Annotated in this window: 13 protein-coding genes and 1 pseudogene; 6 read left to right on the top strand and 8 right to left on the bottom strand. The window is 70.4% G+C overall.

Annotation, left to right across the window (positions count from 1 at the left end):
- The first annotated feature begins 26 nt into the window (after nucleotides 1-26).
- Together VT50_RS33720 and melA are read left to right on the top strand one after the other, a co-directional pair.
- The gene (locus VT50_RS33720) at nucleotides 27-983 is read left to right on the top strand and encodes a carbohydrate kinase family protein (RefSeq protein WP_046084771.1); all 957 of its coding nucleotides are present in this window, start codon (nucleotides 27-29) and stop codon (nucleotides 981-983) included.
- Nucleotides 980-2,290 carry an alpha-glucosidase/alpha-galactosidase gene (gene melA / locus VT50_RS33715; RefSeq protein WP_046084770.1) on the top strand — a complete coding sequence of 437 codons (1,311 nt, stop codon included), beginning with the start codon at nucleotides 980-982 and terminating at the stop codon, nucleotides 2,288-2,290. The genes VT50_RS33720 and melA overlap by 4 nt, the downstream gene beginning before the upstream one ends.
- A gap of 91 nt (nucleotides 2,291-2,381) precedes the next feature.
- Here melA and VT50_RS33710 read toward each other — a convergent pair whose 3' ends face one another.
- From VT50_RS33710 to VT50_RS33695, 4 genes are all read right to left on the bottom strand, one after another.
- On the bottom strand, nucleotides 2,382-3,827 hold the full coding sequence (locus VT50_RS33710) for a family 43 glycosylhydrolase (protein ID WP_046084769.1): 1,446 nt from the start codon (nucleotides 3,825-3,827) through the stop codon (nucleotides 2,382-2,384).
- Nucleotides 3,828-3,888: 61 nt separating this feature from the next.
- Nucleotides 3,889-5,751 carry a glycoside hydrolase family 76 protein gene (locus VT50_RS33705; protein ID WP_046084768.1) on the bottom strand — a complete coding sequence of 621 codons (1,863 nt, stop codon included), beginning with the start codon at nucleotides 5,749-5,751 and terminating at the stop codon, nucleotides 3,889-3,891.
- 162 nt (nucleotides 5,752-5,913) lie between these two features.
- Nucleotides 5,914-8,220, bottom strand: coding sequence for a glycoside hydrolase family 2 (locus tag VT50_RS33700; protein WP_075200272.1), 2,307 nt, complete (start codon nucleotides 8,218-8,220; stop codon nucleotides 5,914-5,916).
- Between the two features lie 244 nt (nucleotides 8,221-8,464).
- Nucleotides 8,465-8,887, bottom strand: a complete 423-nt coding sequence (locus tag VT50_RS33695) for a hypothetical protein (RefSeq protein WP_046084767.1) — start codon at nucleotides 8,885-8,887, stop codon at nucleotides 8,465-8,467.
- Nucleotides 8,888-9,132: 245 nt separating this feature from the next.
- Between VT50_RS33695 and VT50_RS33690 the strand changes: the two genes are divergently transcribed.
- The 3 genes from VT50_RS33690 to VT50_RS33680 all read left to right on the top strand — a co-directional run bounded on the left by VT50_RS33690 (nucleotide 9,133) and on the right by VT50_RS33680 (nucleotide 11,164).
- Nucleotides 9,133-10,008, top strand: a complete 876-nt coding sequence (locus VT50_RS33690) for a helix-turn-helix domain-containing protein (protein WP_046084766.1) — start codon at nucleotides 9,133-9,135, stop codon at nucleotides 10,006-10,008.
- Between the two features lie 25 nt (nucleotides 10,009-10,033).
- Nucleotides 10,034-10,246 carry a DUF397 domain-containing protein gene (locus tag VT50_RS33685; protein ID WP_046084814.1) on the top strand — a complete coding sequence of 71 codons (213 nt, stop codon included), beginning with the start codon at nucleotides 10,034-10,036 and terminating at the stop codon, nucleotides 10,244-10,246.
- 102 nt (nucleotides 10,247-10,348) lie between these two features.
- The gene (locus VT50_RS33680; RefSeq protein ID WP_046084765.1) at nucleotides 10,349-11,164 is read left to right on the top strand and encodes an SAM-dependent methyltransferase; all 816 of its coding nucleotides are present in this window, start codon (nucleotides 10,349-10,351) and stop codon (nucleotides 11,162-11,164) included.
- A 144-nt stretch (nucleotides 11,165-11,308) separates the two neighbouring features.
- On the opposite strand, the pseudogene VT50_RS33675 reads toward VT50_RS33680, so the two are convergent.
- A pseudogene (locus tag VT50_RS33675) lies at nucleotides 11,309-11,737 on the bottom strand (response regulator); the annotation flags it as partial.
- 83 nt (nucleotides 11,738-11,820) lie between these two features.
- Between VT50_RS33675 and VT50_RS33670 the strand changes: the two are divergent.
- A complete protein-coding gene (locus VT50_RS33670; RefSeq protein WP_240529412.1) occupies nucleotides 11,821-12,843 on the top strand; it encodes a LacI family DNA-binding transcriptional regulator in 1,023 nt (340 codons plus the stop codon).
- Nucleotides 12,844-12,884: 41 nt separating this feature from the next.
- On the opposite strand, the gene VT50_RS33665 is transcribed toward VT50_RS33670, so the two are convergent.
- From VT50_RS33665 to VT50_RS33655, 3 genes are read right to left on the bottom strand one after another with little or no spacing between them, the layout of a single operon-like run.
- Entirely contained in the window at nucleotides 12,885-13,754 is an 870-nt protein-coding gene (locus VT50_RS33665; protein WP_046084764.1) for a carbohydrate ABC transporter permease, read from the bottom strand.
- Nucleotides 13,744-14,718: a carbohydrate ABC transporter permease gene (locus VT50_RS33660; RefSeq protein WP_078840580.1), complete on the bottom strand. Its 975-nt coding sequence runs from the start codon at nucleotides 14,716-14,718 to the stop codon at nucleotides 13,744-13,746. Before VT50_RS33660 ends, VT50_RS33665 begins: the two co-directional genes overlap by 11 nt.
- Complete coding sequence (locus VT50_RS33655; protein WP_046084763.1) at nucleotides 14,715-16,091, bottom strand: ABC transporter substrate-binding protein; 1,377 nt, start codon at nucleotides 16,089-16,091, stop codon at nucleotides 14,715-14,717. Before VT50_RS33655 ends, VT50_RS33660 begins: the two co-directional genes overlap by 4 nt.
- Between the last annotated feature and the right edge of the window lie 15 nt (nucleotides 16,092-16,106).

The following is a 16,106-nucleotide window of genomic DNA, read 5'->3' as shown; positions in this document are numbered from 1 at the left end:
CGCTCCCTCACCCTCCAGGAACCCGTATGCCACCCACCTTCGACCTGCTCGTCATCGGGGACGCCAACCCGGACGTCATCGTCGGACCGCTCGACCCCCCGCTCGCCTTCGGCCAGCGCGAACAGCTCGTCGACGGCGGCGCGCTCACCCCCGGCGGATCCGCCGCGATCACCGCGTGCGGCGCCGCCCGGCTGGGACTGCGCGTGGCCTTCGCCGGACGCGTCGGGGACGACGGCGCCGGACACTACACCCGCGACCGGCTCGCGGCGCACGGCGTCGACGTCAGCGGACTGCAGCTGGACAGCGGCCTGCCGACACCGCTCACGGTCATCGTGACCCGCGGGGACGACCGGGCCATCCTCACCGCGCCGGGCACCCTCGCCACCACCTCGGGCCGCGACATCCCGCCCCACCTGCTGACCTCGGCCCGGCACCTCCACGCCGCGTCCTACTTCCTGATGCCGGGGCTCGCCGCCGATCTGCCGGACCTCTTCGACACCGCCCGCGCGGCGGGCGCCACCACCTCGCTGGACACCAACGACGACCCCTCGGGCCGGTGGGACCGGGCATCGCTGGCGCCCGTCCTCGCCCGGACCGACCTCCTGCTGCCCAACGCCGCCGAGGCCCACCGGCTGGCCGGGACCGACGGCACATCCGTCGCGGCGGCCGCCGAACTCCTGGCGCGGCAGGTCCCGCTGGTGGCGGTCAAGAACGGGGCGGACGGCGCCCTGTGCCACGACGGCCGCACCCTGCTCACCACCGCCGGGATCCGTGTCACACCCCAGGACGCCGTCGGCGCGGGCGACAGCTTCAACGCGGGCTTCCTCGCCGGACGGCTGACGGGCCGCCCGATCGCCGAGGCGCTGGACCTCGCCGCCGCCTGTGGTGCGCTGTCCACCCGCGCGGCGGGCGGCACCACCGCCCAGCCCACCTGGGACGAAGCCCTCACCCACCTCACCGCCAACGGAGACATCCGGTCATGAGCCATCCCAAGATCGTGCTGGTCGGCGCGGGAAGCGTCGTCTTCACCCAGGGCCTGCTCGCGGACCTCTTCGCCTTCCCGGAGCTGAAGTCCGCACGGATCGCCCTGCACGACATCGACCCGGAACGCCTGGCCACCGCCGAGGCCGCCGCGCGGTACATCGCCGAGCGGCGGGGTGCCGCCGCGCACATCACCGCACACGCCGACCGGCGCGAGGCGCTGGACGGCGCCGACTTCGTCATCAACCTCGTCCAGATCGGCATGGGGGAGGCCACCCGCATCGACTTCGAGATCCCGGCGCGCCACGGTGTGCGGCAGACCATCGGCGACACCCTCGGCGTCGGCGGCATCTTCCGCGCCCTGCGCACCTTCCCGTTCCTCAGGGCGCTGGGCGAGGACATCGCCGCCGTATGCCCCGGGGCATGGCTGCTCAACTACACCAACCCGATGGCCATGAACGTGCAGTACCTGGTGGCGGCCACCGGGCTGACCAGGGTGGTCGGCCTGTGCCACTCGGTGCACTGGACCATCCACGACCTGTGCGACCTGCTGAAGGTCCCCTTCGCCGAGGTCACCTACCGCGCCGCCGGGGTCAACCACCAGGCGTGGGTGCTCCGCCTGGAGCGCGACGGCACCGATCTCTACCCGCGGCTGGACGCGCTGATCGCGGAGAACGGGCAACTGCGACGGCGGGCCCGCGTCGACATGTACCGGCGGCTGGGCTACTACCCGACCGAGACCAGCGAGCACTCCTCCGAATACGTGCCCTGGTATCTGCACCACGACGGCGAGATCGAACGGCTGCGGCTGCCCGTCGGCGCGTACCTCTGCGTCGTGGACGAGAACGTGGCCGCGTACGAAAGGACCCGCGACGCCCTCGCGGCCGGCGCCCAGATCGACGTCGAGGGGACCATGGAGTACGCCCCGCAGATCATCCACTCCATGGTGACGGGCACCCCCAGGACCGTCTACGGCAATGTGCCCAACCACGGGCTCATCGAGAACCTTCCGGCCCACGGCGTGGTCGAAGTGCCGTGTCTGGTCGACCGGTCCGGTGTCCAGCCGACCCGCGCCGGTGCGCTGCCCCCGCAGCTCGCCGCGCTCAACCGCACCTACCTCAGCATGAACGACCTCGTGGTGCGCGCCGCCCTGGAGGACGAGCCACGCCACATCCGGCACGCGGCCATGACCGACCCGGCGACCGCCGCCGCGCTGCGCCTCGAGCAGATCTGGGAGCTGTGCGACGAGATGGTGCGCGCGCACGGCGAGCGGCTGCAACCCGCGCTGCGCGCGACCCTCGCCATCTGACCATACGAAGAATAGTGTGCCAAGCGGCGCCAAGCGGCTGACCACACGGGCGGCCCCCGCCATCGGGCGGGGGCCGCGGAAGTGCCGGACGTCAGCGGGTGTAGACCTCGGCGCGGTCCACGCTCACGAACGAGGCGCCCGACTGGGCGTTGTGCTCGCCGGTCACCCGGAGGCGCAGGGTGTGCGGGCCGGAGGCGAGCCGTGGGCTGAGGTACTGCAGTGTCTCGCCGGTGCGGAGCGCACCGTAGAAGTCCACGCGTTGCTCGGGGCCGCCGTCGATGCTGAGGGCGGCGATGCCGTTGCCGGTGTCGCGGACCGACAGCAGGGCGATCCGGGTGCCGGTGAAGGAGAAGGTGGCGGTGTTGCCCGCCTGGTCGCTCCAGTGGTCATCGCTCCAGAAGCACTGGGCGGCGCAGCCGGTCCCCGAGTTCCAGGTGCCGGTGTACGACACGGTTCCCCCGCCGCTGGACCGGCCGTCGTCATTGATCCAGTACGTGCCCGCCCCCGGGTCGCCGGACGGCAGGTCCTGGGTGGCGCCCATGGCGAGCGGACGGCCCGGGTTGGGGCTCCCATCGGCGTTCCAGGTGATCTTCTGGGCGCGGGTGGTGCGATCGGTGTAGGTGTTCACGGACGTGGTCTTGGCGTGGTAGACGATCCAGTCCTCGGTGCCGTCGGGCGAGCGGAAGAACGCGTGGTGGCCGGGGCCGTAGACGCCCTGGTCATCGGCGCGGGAGAACACCGCGCCGGAGTGCTGGGTCCAGTTGCCGGGCACGAGCGGGTCGGCGGTGGACGGCAGGGACATCATCCAGACCTGGTAGTCCGGCTTGCCGGTGTCGCAGGTGGAGTAGGTCATCCAGGTGCGGCCGTTGCGGTAGAGGAATTCGGGGCCCTCGCGGACCTCCGGGCAGCCGCCCGCCGCGTTGATGGCGACCGCGTCGCCCGAGACGGTGTACGGGTTGGACATCGGGGCGATGTTGAGGCCGTTGTGCTGGTACTGGTTGATGCCCGAGTAGGCGAGGTACAGCCGCCCGTTGTGCTCCAGGACGCCGGGGTCGATGGCGAAGTCGGCGGCGTGGTTGGGCGGCGTGAGCCGGGACTTGAAGTGGTACGGACCGGCCGGGTCGTCACGGTCCGACTCCAGCACATAGAGCCTGTGGTGGTCGTCGACCCCGTCGTCGGCGGTGTAGTAGAGGTACCAGCGGTCGCCGAAGCGGTAGAACTCCGGTGCCCAGATGTGCTGGTTGCGGGAGCCGTCGGTGTCCGTCCACACGGTGATGGGATCGGCGTCGAGCAGGGTGCCCAGGGAGGTGGAGCGCCACATCCGAATGCGGTCGCCCTGCGTGGTGGTCAGGTAGTAGGTCCCGTTCCAGGTGGTCATGAACGGGTCCGGGCCGGTGTTGAGGGGGTTGCGGAAGGTGCCCGCGGCGGCGGCGCGCGGGGCCGCCGTGGCGGCGGGCGGAGCGGAGACCAGGCCCCACAGGACGGCGAGCAGGGCGGTGAGCAGCGCCGCGCGGCGGCGGGCGGTGCGAGGGCTCATGGGCGCTTCCTTGCGTCGATGCGAGTACGGCTCATGGGGGGTGGTTTGTGGAGGAGGGGGATCACAGGCCGTCCGCGGCCGTCAGCGCGCCGAGGGCACTGGCCTGGGTGCGCCAGTCCACCTGGTTGGGGGTGGTGCCCGCCCAGCGCTGGCCGAGCCGGTTGAGCGGGTCGCGGTCGGTGGCCCAGATCGAGTCGGCCTGCTCGGTGATGTACGCCCGGTAGGCGGCGGATCCGGTGGCGTCCGCGAGGTCGGCGAAGTGGCGCATGAAGACGCCCTTGAACTGCTTCTGGTTGTCGTCGCAGGCATTGCCGCCGGTGTCACAGGACTCGGTCAGCACGCCGTCGCGGGTCAGCGCCGCCGAGGTGGTGGCGGCGTCTCCCAGGCGCCGGGCGGTGTCCAGGTACTTCGCGTCGCCGGTGGACCGCCACAGCTGGGTGAAGGCGCCGATGGCGAGGCCCTGGTTGTAACTCCACACGGTCTGGGAGTTGTTGCGGCAGTCGGCGGTCAGCCCGTCGTTGACCAGGCCCGATCCGTTGATTAGCCCGCTGTCCAGATACCAGGTCGCGGCCGTGGCCGCCCGGTCGCCCCACACGCTGTCGCCGGGGATCGTCCGGTGCAGCGCTGTGGTCAGCCACAGATACAGCCCGTTGGTCACGGCGTTCTTGTAGGTGCGCTCCCGGTCCCACCACACACCGCCGCCGCAGCTGCCGGTGTCCCAGTACTCGTGGACGTAACTGGCGATGGTGACCGCCTCGTCCAGATAGCGCCGCTCATGGGTGTGGTCGTACGCGGCCAGCCAGGCCACGCCCCACCAGGCCGCGTCGTCGATGGCACGGCTGATGAAGTGGCCCTCCACCGCGTCGGAGCTGCGCTCGCCCGGGGCGAAGGTGCCGCGGTTCTGCTCGAAGGTGCGGGCGATGACCCAGTCGTAGTCGTGCCGCCCGGTGCGCTGGGCGAAGTCGATGAGCGAGGTGACGGCGACGGCCGAGTTCCACCAACTGCTGCGCCACCAGCCCTCGTAGGTGTGGTACGACGCCATCAGCGCGTCGGCGGCGGCGTGCGCCCGGCTCGGCGCGGGCCTGGCCCAGGCCGTGCAGCTGCCCTCCTGGTGGCTCGCCGCACGGCCGCACGCCCGGACGGCGCCGCCGAACATCAGCCCGCGCGGATCCCGGGTGGCGAACATGGCCGTCCGTGCCGAGGCCGTGCCCGACGCCACGCCCGTACGGCCGAGGGAGGAGCCCTCGGGCCAGCTGGCGCCGCTGTCCCAGGAGCGGTCGAGCCAGATCTCGTCGCCCGCGCCGCCGCCTTCCACGACGCCCCACGCCATCCCGTTCTTCTGGTCCACATGGAGGCTGACGGTGCGCCCGAACAGGGTGGTGGAGGGCACCGGGCGGTCGTCGCCCGCCGCGGTGGCGGGGTCGGCGCCGTCGCAGGACGCGCCGTCGCACACCGTGGGGTAGACCCAGTCGGTGCAGGTGACACCGGCGGCGTCGGCGCAGGCGCGGATCCAGCCACGCCGGTGCCCCACCGGATCGGTGAGGTTGTACATCAGGGTGCGGGTGCCGGTCCAGGTGCCGGGGATGCTCGCCCTGCCGAGCAGGCCCTCCCAGGTGGCGCCCCGGTCCCAGGTCCGGTCGAGCCAGACCGCGTCGCCCGCCACCCCGTTGTCGAGGCTGGCCCAGGCCATGGAGTCGGGGTCGGACACATGCACCTTCAGGATCCGGCCGTTGAGGTCCACATTCGGTACGGGGAAGGTCTCGCGCTGTGCCTTCGAGGGGTCGAGGGTGTCGCACGCCAGCGCGCAGACCGGGGTGGCGGCACGGGACGGCGTGGGGAGGGCGACCAGACCGGCCAGGGCGATGACAAGGGCGATGGCCAGGGTCGGGAGTCCGTGGAGGACCCGGTGGAGCCGCGCTGACATGACGTACCCGCCTTTCCATGGGGGGCCGTGTGCATGAGCGTGGGGGGAGAGAGAAGCGGCAGCCGAGCGTGGGGGAGGAGAGATGGGCGGCCGCCCGCGCGGGCGGCCGCCGTGGGGTGCGGGCCCGTCGGTCAGGGCCCGCGGCGGTCGATCAGGGAACGATCAGGGAGCCCAGGGCGACTCGATCGCCCACGTGGTGTCCTCGGTGAAGCTGGCAGGGTCGTCCCAGGCGTGGGTGCCGCCGGACTGGGCCAGCCACAGCTCGGCGTTGATGTGCCGCAGATACTGACCGGGGAAGTTGGCCGCCGACATGCGGATGCCACCGACGCCCTGGACCGGGCACCAGGTGGCGTCCTCCTTGGACACGGTGGTGCCGTCGCCCGCCTCGCGCCGGACCCGGAAGTCGCGGTGGCGCAGATACTCCCCCGGGTAGTTGCGGGATTCGAAGGAGTAGCAGAGCTTGTTCGCCAGCCCCTGCCGGACCGTCCAGGTGGCGTCCCGCTTCAGCACATCGGCGCTGGCGGAGTTCACCACCTCGGTGAAGCCCAGCCCGTCGTAGTGGCGGACGTAGCGGTCGGTGTAGCCGGGGGTGGTGACCCGGATGGACACGTTCTGCCCGACGGGCAGCTTCACCGTGGCCCCGGCCGACCGGGAGGCCGCGACGAGGGCCTGGTTGGCGGCCCGCACCCGGGCCTGGTCCACCTTGACCACCTGGCGGTCGTAGGACATCAGCCCGTTGGCCTCGTTCTCCACGTCCGTGATCTGGGTGTAGACGGAGGCCGACAGGCCGCCCGCGGGCATGCCGCTCTCCCGGATCCCGTCGAGCAGTCCGACGAGCCGGTTGTTGAGCGCGGCGATGCTCGGCTGGTCCTCGTAGCTGAACCCGCCGCCCGGATACCACTCGTGGTCGGGCACCCGGTAGCCCAGGCCCCCGTACTCGCCGAGCACCGAGGCGCGCACCGACTCCACCGGGGTGTTGCCGGGCCCGACGTAGTTGTGGTTGTCGATGACGTCGCCGTTGCCGCCGTCCTCGGCGGCGCAGCAGTTGACGCCGCTCATGTTGTCGACGAGGCGCGAGGGGTCGTACGCCTTGACCATGTCGGCGATGCGGGCCTGGTCGTACTGGCCCCAGCCCTCGTTCTGGTCCACCCACTGGATGAGCGAGGGCGAGCTGCGGTGCTGGTCGATGATGGCGCGGTACTCGCTCTCCCACTGGGTGCGGGCCGCGGTGTCCGGGGTCTTGCCGCTGTCCATCGAGGGCATGTCCTGCCACACCAGCAGCCCGAGCCGGTCCGCCCAGTAGAACCACCGCTGGGGCTCGACCTTGATGTGCTTGCGGACCATGTTGAAGCCCAGGTCCTTGTGTTTCTGCAGGTCGTATTTGAGGGCTTCGTCGGTGGGCGCGGTGTAGATGCCGTCGGGCCAGTAGCCCTGGTCCAGGGTGCCGGTCTGGAAGACGAAGGTGCCGTTGAGCACCGGCCGCCGGACCCCGCCCACGTCCTTCACCGCGATGGACCGCATGCCGGTGTAGCTGCCGACCTTGTCGGCCCCGGTGCCGCCGGTCAGCTCGGCCGTGACGTCGTACAGGAACGGGTCCTCCGGCGTCCACAGGTGGGCGTTCGGCACCGGTACGGAGAGCTCGCCGCCCACGGTGCCGGTGGCGCTGCCGACCGCCGTACCGCCGCTGGAGACGGTGACCTTGACGCCCGCGCCGTCCGCTCCTCCGGCGCCGCGGACCGTGACCCGCAGGGTGTTGTCCTCCAGGCGCGGGACCATGTCCAGGCGGGTGATGTGCGCGGGGGCGGTGGGCTCCAGCCAGACGGTCTGCCAGATCCCCGAGGAGGCGGTGTAGACGATGCTCTTGCCGGGGTGCGGGGTGACGTCCTGGACGCGCTGCTTGCCGATGGCCTGACCGCCGGTCTCCGTGGGGTCGTACACGGAGATGACGACGGTGTTGGTGCCGCCGTTCAGCAGGGGTGTGATGTCGTAGCTGAAGGCGTCGTAGCCGCCGCGGTGGGCGGCGCCGGCCTGCTCGCCGTTGACCCAGACCGTGGTCTCCCAGTCGGACGCGCCGAAGTTGAGCTGGACGCGGCGGCCGTTCCAGCCGGAGGGGACCGTGAAGGTGCGCTTGTACCAGAGCTTGTCATTCTGGGTGATCTTGCGCTGGACGCCGGAGAGCGCGGACTCGGGCACGAACGGCACCCGGATCTGCTCATCGAACGTGGCGGGCTGCCCGGCGTCGCGGGAGGTGACCGCGAAGTCCCAAACGCCGTTGAGCGGGGACCAGTCGGGCCGGGTGAGCTGGGGGCGCGGATACTCCGGCAGCGGGTTGTCGACCGGGACCTGGTTCGTCCACGGCGTCGTCATCGGGGAGGGTTTGGGATCCCAGGCCTGGGCGGCGTGGGAGGGACCGGCACCGGAGACGAGCAGACCGGTGGCGGCCAGCGCGGGGGCCACGGCGGTGGCCACGCGCCGCCGCCAGGTCCGTCTTGGGCGGAGGAGGGAAGGGAGGCGAAGGAACAAGTGTCTCAGCACGCTGCTGCTCCATGGGTCCGGTTGGCGCCGCCGCCCGGAGGACGGCGGAACTCTTCCACAGGGAACACTTGCTGCACGCATTACCAGAGCACTCACTCAGGTGTTTGTCCATACCTTGGGACAACGTTGTCGGCGAGGCAGGGGTCGCATGCGGAGCAGCGGTGCGCGGGAGGGGAGCCTAGATCGCCCGGGGCGGCCCGGAGGCGTCCCCGGGTGACCAGCGGGGCTGGATGCCCGCGATGTGACAGGTCATGAAGTACAGCGGAATCGGCGGTGTGTACGGCGATTCGTCCTGCGGATGATGGATCAGGCCGGGGAGGCGGGAGCGCCCGGAGTGCTCTCCGCCCGGCTCGCTCATCCGCGCCCCGACCGCGTAGCTGGTGAACGGCGGCCAGTCGACGTCGATGTTCGACCCCGATGGCACGATCCACCACCACCGCTGGTCGTCGGCGAAGACACAGCCGACGCGGGGCAGACACGTCATGACCCGCCTGCCGATGTCCACGGGCATCCCGACCGCGTCATAACCCAGCCTGGCGGGCAGCCCGTCGGGGAGGCACAGACATCTGCGGTGTCCTCGGGGAAGGGCGAGGGGAGACACGAACGGCCGCCTTTCGTCTGCCTGCGCATCATGACCGTGCCGTTCCCGCACTGCGCAGTGCCTACGGACGTACCCACGCAAGCGTTCCCACCGTGATCGGACGGTGTGACCACTGTGACAGGTGCGACGAGCGACTTGCAAGCGGTAACTTGAAAATTGCAAGTTGCCATCGCGGGGCTGCCGTTGGCGTGGTGGCGACCGTGACAGACTGCAGCCGTAGTCCGGTGTGAGGAGGTTGGAGAGCGTTGGAGGCGGAAACCGCGTGGGGCGACGCCCCCTCTGTCCTCCGCATGATCCTCGGCAGGCAGCTGGAGGAGCTGCGGACGCGCGCCGGCCTGAGCTACGACCAGGCGGGCGCGGCGATCGGGGTCAGCCACTCCACGATCCGCAGGATGGAAGCCGCCAAGGTGGCCCGGCTCAGGCTCGCGGACGTGGAGAAGCTGCTCCAGACGTACGGCGTCACCGACCGGCACGAGCTCGACACCTTCCTGAAGTCGGTCCGCGAGGCCAATAAGCGCGGCTGGTGGCACACCTACCGCGATGTGATGCCGGACTGGTTCGCCGCGTATCTGAATCTGGAGCAGGCGGCGCTTCAGATCCGTGCCTACGAGGCGCAGTTCGTCCACGGGCTGCTGCAGACCGAGGACTACGCCCGTGCGCTGCTGAGCGCCGGAAACCCGCACGCTCCGGCGGAGGCCACCGAGCGCAGGGTCGCGCTGCGCATGCAGCGCCAGGAGCTGCTGTCCCGGGAATCCCCTCCCCGGCTGTGGGTGGTGATGGACGAGACCGTGCTGAGGTGGCCGGTCGGGGGCCCGGCGGTGATGCGCGCCCAGATCGACCACCTCATCGAGATCAGCGCCCTTCCCCAGGTGACCGTGCAGATCATGCCGTTCGGGAGCGGCCCGCATCCGGCCATGCGCGCTGGTGCGTTCCATGTCTTCCGGTTCAGGGCTCCGGAGCTGCCCGACATCGTCTACCTCAGCGGCCTGGTCGGCGCCGTGTATCTGGACAAGGAGGACGACGTGGTGGTGTATCGCGAGGTCCTGGACCGGATGGGCGCCCAGTCGGTGCCCGCCAGGAAAACCGAGGCCGTCCTCGGCGCGATTCGCAAGGAGCTCTGAAGTGCACCACCACATATCCAGCGGCATGCCCTCCCATGACCTCGGCACCATGGGCTGGTCCAAGCCGTGGAGCGACGACGCCGGGGGCGCCTGCCTCGAGGCCAAGAAGCTGCGTGACGGACGGGTGGCGCTGCGTCAGTCGACCGACCCCGACGGCCCCGCACTGGTCTTCACCACGAACGAGATGACCGGGTTCCTGGCCGGTGTGAAGGCCGGCCGCGCCGACTTCCTCTGCTAGCGCCACGACACCGCATCCTTCCCGGTCGCGCGGGCCCGTCCCGGCCCGCGCGACCGGGGGCCACACCGACAGCGAACTGACGATCCACTGGGAGGGGACGCCTTGAGCGACAACGGATGGTCGGCCGACCGCATCGACACCGAGAGCGCGCATTCGGCACGCATCTACGACTACATCCTGGGCGGCAAGGACTACTACCCGGCCGACAAGGAAGCGGGCATCGCCATGTCCCGCGAGTGGCCCGCTCTGCCGATCCACATGCGGGCCAACCGCGACTTCATGAACCGGGCCGTGCGCTATCTGGCCGAGGAGGCGGGCATCCGGCAGTTCCTCGACATCGGCACCGGCATCCCGACCTCGCCCAACCTCCATGAGATCGCCCAGGCGGTGGCCCCGGACTCCCGGGTCGTCTACGTGGACAACGACCCCATCGTCCTCACGCTCTCCCAGGGCCTGCTCGCCAGCACCCCCGAGGGCAGGACCGCCTATGTCGAGGCGGACATGTGCGAGCCCGCCACCATCCTTCAGGCCCCCCAACTCCGCGAGACCCTCGACCTGACCCGGCCGGTCGCCCTGACGGTGATCGCCATCGTGCACTTCGTCCTGGACAGGGACGACGCACGCGGAATCGTCAGCCGCCTCCTTGAGCCGCTGCCCTCCGGCAGCTACCTGGCGATGTCCATCGGCACCGCCGACTTCGCGCCGGACGAGGTGGCCCGGGTCGCCCGTGAGTACGCGGCCCGCGACATGCCCATGCGGCTGCGCACCGAGGCGGAGGCCGAGCGGTTCTTCGACGGCCTCGAGCTGGTCGAGCCCGGCCTCACCCAGGTCCACAAGTGGCGCCCAGACGCCACGGACACCGAGGACATCAAGGACGAGGACATCGCGATGTACGGGGCGGTGGCCCGCAAGCCCTGACACCGCTGCCCGATTCCGCGACGCGGTCCCCACGGACAAGGCTCGTTCCGCCGTCTCGTGCACGGCTCGTCCCGCACCGCTCATCCCGGACGGCTCACGCCCGGCCCGGTGCGGTCCGTGCGTGGTGCGGACCCGCCCGGGGCGCTACGCCCGCCAGCTGTAGCGGCGCTCCGGGCGCCCGGCGGTGCCGTAGCCCAGGGAGACATCGGCGTGGCCGGTGGCGTGGAAGTACTCCAGGTAGCGGCGGGCGCTGACCCGGGAGATGCCGATGGCGGTGGCCGCCTCGGCGGCGGAGACGGTGCCGTCCGCCTCGCGGAGCGCGTGCTCGACGAGCCGGGCGGTCTCCACGCTCAGGCCCTTGGGGAGGGCGCCGCCCGCCGGGGGCGCGAACGCCCCGGCCAGCACGCGGTCCACATCCGCCTGGCCACGGAGGACCGCGGTGAGCAGCCGCCCGCGCTGGGTCGCGTAGCGCTCCAGGCGGGGTTGCAGATCCTCGTAGTCGAAGGGCTTGAGGAGGTAGTCCACCACCCCCTGACGGACGGCGCCGCGCACCGCGGTGTCCGGGCGCACAGCCACGCCCTCTACCCCGCTCAATACCGGTGTGAAATCCTTTTCACCACGAGGTAGGGTGAAGGCTGGGCGCACACGGTGAAGGGATGCGGGCACAGTTGGTGACGATCCATGACGTGGCGCGAGCCGCCGGTGTCTCTCCGGCGACCGTCTCGCGCGTCTTCAACGGCGGCAAGGTCACACCGGCACGTGCCCTGTCCGTGCAAGAGGCCGCGGCGGCCCTCGGGTTCGCGCCCAACCGGGTGGCGCGGTCGCTGCGCAAGCAGCGGTCCAGTGTGATCGCGCTGATCATCCCGGACATCGAGAACCCGTTCTTCACCTCGCTCGCCCGTGGCGTCGAGGACGCCGCACAGCGCACCAGCCTCTCCGTGGTCCTGTGCAACTCCGACGAGGACACCGACAAGGAGCGCCGCTATCTGGAGGTGGCCCTCGGCGAGCAGATGGCGGGCGTGATCGTGGCGGCGGCGTCCCAGGACGAGACGGACCTGGGGCCGCTGACCGACCGGCGGGTGCCGGTGGTCGCCGTCGACCGCCGTCCGCGTGACGCCGAGGTGGACGCGGTCCTGGTCGACAACCACCACGGTGGCGAGGTGGCCACCCGCCACCTCCTCCAGGCCGGTTACCACAGGATCGCCTGCATCACCGGGCCCGAGGGCGCCTCCACCTCCGAGGAGCGGCTCGCGGGCCATCGCGCGGCGTTGCGCGCGGCCCAGGGCGGTGCGGCCGCGGCCGACGACACCTACGTACGGCATGCCGACTTCCGGGTGGACGGCGGTCGCGCGGCGATGCGCGAACTGCTGGCGCTGCCCGAGCCGCCCGACGCCGTGTTCGTCGCCAACAACCTCATGACCATCGGTGTCCTCGACGCCCTCCGCGAGGCCGACCGCACCCCACCCGGGGTCGGTGTGCTCTCCTTCGGCGACGTTCCCTGGGCGTCGCTGGTGCGGCCATCCCTCACCGCGGTCGAACTGCCCTCGTACGAGCTGGGGCGCACCGCCGCCGACCTGCTCCTCCAGCGCATGGACGGCGGCGTGTCGCCGGTGCAGACCGTGGTGCTGCGCACCAAGCTGCAGGTCCGGGAGAGCACGGCCGGGCCTGCCCGGTCCTGATGGGCAGGACACAAGGCAGGCGCCACTTCACCCCTCAGCGCTCACTTCAGCCCCGATGTCTTGATCGACTCCACGATCTGCCGCTGGAAGATGAAGAACAGCACCAGCATGGGGAGCGCGGCCACCGTCGCCGCCGCCAGGATGTAGTTCCAGTTGGAGGTGTACTGCGTCTGGAACGACGAGATGCCCAACTGCACCACCGTCAGGTCCTGATCGCTCGTGGCGACCAACGGCCAGACGAAAGCGTTCCAGTTGGCGAGGAAGAAGAAGATCGCCAGGGCCGAGAGGATCGGCCGGGACATCGGCAGGACGATGTTCCAGTAGACCCGCCAGTGGCCGCAGCCGTCGATGACCGCCGCCTCCTCCAGTTCCTTCGGCAGCCCCAGATAGAACTGGCGCAGCAGGAAGATGCCGAACGCGTTGAAGATCGCCGGGATGATCAGCCCGGCATAGCTGTTGAGCAGTCCCAGTTCGCGGGCGACGAGGAACAGCGGGATCAGCACCACCGGCGCGGTGACCAGCAGCGTCGCGAAGATGGCGCCGAAAAGCCTCTCACGCCCGGGGAAGCGCAGCCGCGCCAGCGCGTAGGCGGCCATCGAGTGGAAGAACAGCGCCGCCACGGTGATCACCGTGGAGATGAAGAAGCTGTTCCACAGATAGCGGGCGAACGGCACCTCGGTGAAGACGTAGACGAAGTTCTGGAAGGTGAAGTCCTGCGGGATCAGCCGTCCGTCGGTGACGGTGGCACGCGTCTTGAAGGACGACGTGACCATCCACAGCACGGGAAAGAGGCTGATCAGCGACAGGACGACGGCCAGCAGGGTCAGCCCGGCGCGCGAGGACAGCAGCCGCCGCCGACCGGCGGCGGCAGCCGTGGTGTGGGTCCGGGTCGTCAGGGCGTCACTCGCCATCGTCGAACCTCCCGCCTCTCGTGAACGTGAAGAGGACCGCGGAGATGAGCACCATGATCAGCACCAGGAACGAGCCCATGGCCGACGCGTAGCCGTACTCCCCGAATCCGAACGCCTGCTGGTAGATGTAGAAGATGGCGAGCGAAGTGCCGTTGGCGGGGCCGCCGTTGGTCAGGACGAAGATCAGGTCGAGGCCGCCGGTGATGGCGGCCACCGTGGACATCAGCAGGACGAAGAAGCTGGTGGGGCGCAGCAGCGGCCAGGTGATGGTGCGGAACGTGGTCCACGGCCCCGCACCGTCCAGCTTCGCGGCCTCGTAGTACTCCTGGGGGATCTCCTGGAGCCCGGCCAGGAAAATGATCATGTAGTAGCCCATCATCACCCACACCATGACGGCGATGACACAGCCGAGGGCGAGGGACGGGCTGCCGAGCCAGGGCTCACCGTCGAGACCGGCGGCGCGCATGGCCCGGTTGACCACGCCGGTCTGCTCGTCGAGCAGGAACTTCCACAGCACGCCGACCACCACCAGGCTGATGACGTACGGCATGAAAAGCATCGTGCGGTAGACGCCGACCCCGGGCAGCTTCTGCCTCACCAGAAGGCCGAGACCCAGACTCACACAGAACAGGATGGGGACGAGGAACACCACATACAGCCCCGTGATCTTCATCGAGTCCCAGAACAGCGGGTCGTTCACCATCCGCCGGTAGTTGCCAAGACCGATCCACTCATAGCTGCCGAAGCCGCTGACCTGGAAGAAGCTCAGTCCGATGGACAGCACCATCGGGATCGCGACGAACACCAGCAGCCCGAGCACATCGGGTGCGAGAAACAGCCCGGCGGCCAGCCACTCGCGGTGCTTGCGGCTCAGCCTCGGCCGGCGCCCCGAGGTGTCCGGCGACTGCGCCGGGGCCGCCATGGTGGTCCCGCGGCGGCGCTCCTGTGCGGCGACACCGCTCATATCAGGCTCGCCCCCTGGTAGCTCTTGGTGTAGGCCTCGATGGACCGGGCGGCTCTCCCGGCGTCACTGGCCACGCCGTGACCGGCGAGCATGGTGCCCTGGATGGCGTCGGAGATCGCCTTGTAGACGACCGGGGGATAGCGCGGTTCGGCACGGCCGCCGGGGAAGATCTCGTCCTTGAACTTCTTCATGATCGCGGAGTCATAGCCGCCCTTGGCGGAGCCGCGGTCCAGGGCGCTGTCCCGCGGCGCCACATCGGACTTGGTGCCGACGCACCACTCCACCATCCGGTCGATGGAATCGTCCTTCATGGAGCCCAGCGCCCAGACGCAGAACTCGGCCGCCGCCTCGGCGTTGCGGCCCTGGGCATTGGCGCAGAAGGACCAGCCGCCCAGCGCGGTGACATACCGGCCGCCCGGTGGCGTGGGCAGTTTGAAGACGCCGTACCGGTATTTGGGCGCGAACGCCTTGAAGCTGGAGACGTTCCAGATGCCCTGCTGCCACATGGCGACGTTGCCGCCCTTGAAGCCGCCGATCACGTCCGCCGCGGCGGGCATGGTGCGCGGCGCGATGCCGTGGCGCACCGCGTCCTGCCAGAGCCCCAGGGCCTGGCGGGTGGCCTTGGAATCGAACGCCACCTCGCCGTGTTCGTCCAGGACCTCGCCGCCGCCCTGCCACATCCACGGGTACCAGGTGAAGTTCTGGTAGTAGCCCGGCCTGGTCTCGAAGACCAGCCCGGCCCGGGTCTTGGTGCGCAGCTTGTCGCCGATGTCGAGCATCTGGTCCCAGGTGGTGGGGATGTCGGCCTCCGACAGACCGGCCTTCTCCCAGACGTCCTGGGCGTAGAACATGGCCAGCGGCTCGATCTCCATGGGGAGGGCGTAGACCTTGCCGTCCACCTTGCGGCTGTCGAGCGCGGACCCGAAGTCGCCGATGGCCGCCTTCTCCATGTGCGGGGTGAGGTCGGCCAGGACGCCGCCGTTGTAGTAGCGCAGGAAGTCGCCGGGGGAGAGCAGGAAGATGTCCGGGCCCTCACCGGTGGCGAAGGCGGCCGGCAGCTTGAATCCGTTGAGATAGGTGGCCTGCGGCAGATAGACGAGGTCGATCCGCGCCTTGTGGGTGGCGTTCCACCGGTCGACCATGTCCACGAACCACTTGGACTGTGCGTTGACCGCGGGGTCCGGCGAGCGCTGGGGCCCGTAGAAGTTCCAGAACTGGAGGTTTCCCCCCTTGGCCCGGGCCGTTCCGCAACCGGTGAGCAGCGCCGGGGCCGCCACGGCCGAGCCCGCGCCCGCCGCCGCGGTGAGGAAACGGCGGCGTGAGGTGCCGGGGGAGGTGGCCGGACGCCCGGCTTCATTGCCGTGCTGGAGCATGCGTGCGCTCCTGTC

Origin of the sequence: Streptomyces antioxidans, assembly GCF_000968685.2 — a bacterium.
Classification (GTDB): Bacteria; Actinomycetota; Actinomycetes; order Streptomycetales; family Streptomycetaceae; genus Streptomyces; species Streptomyces antioxidans.
The sequence above is the reverse complement of the archived record's forward strand: the minus strand, read 5'-3'. Positions and strand labels throughout refer to the sequence as shown.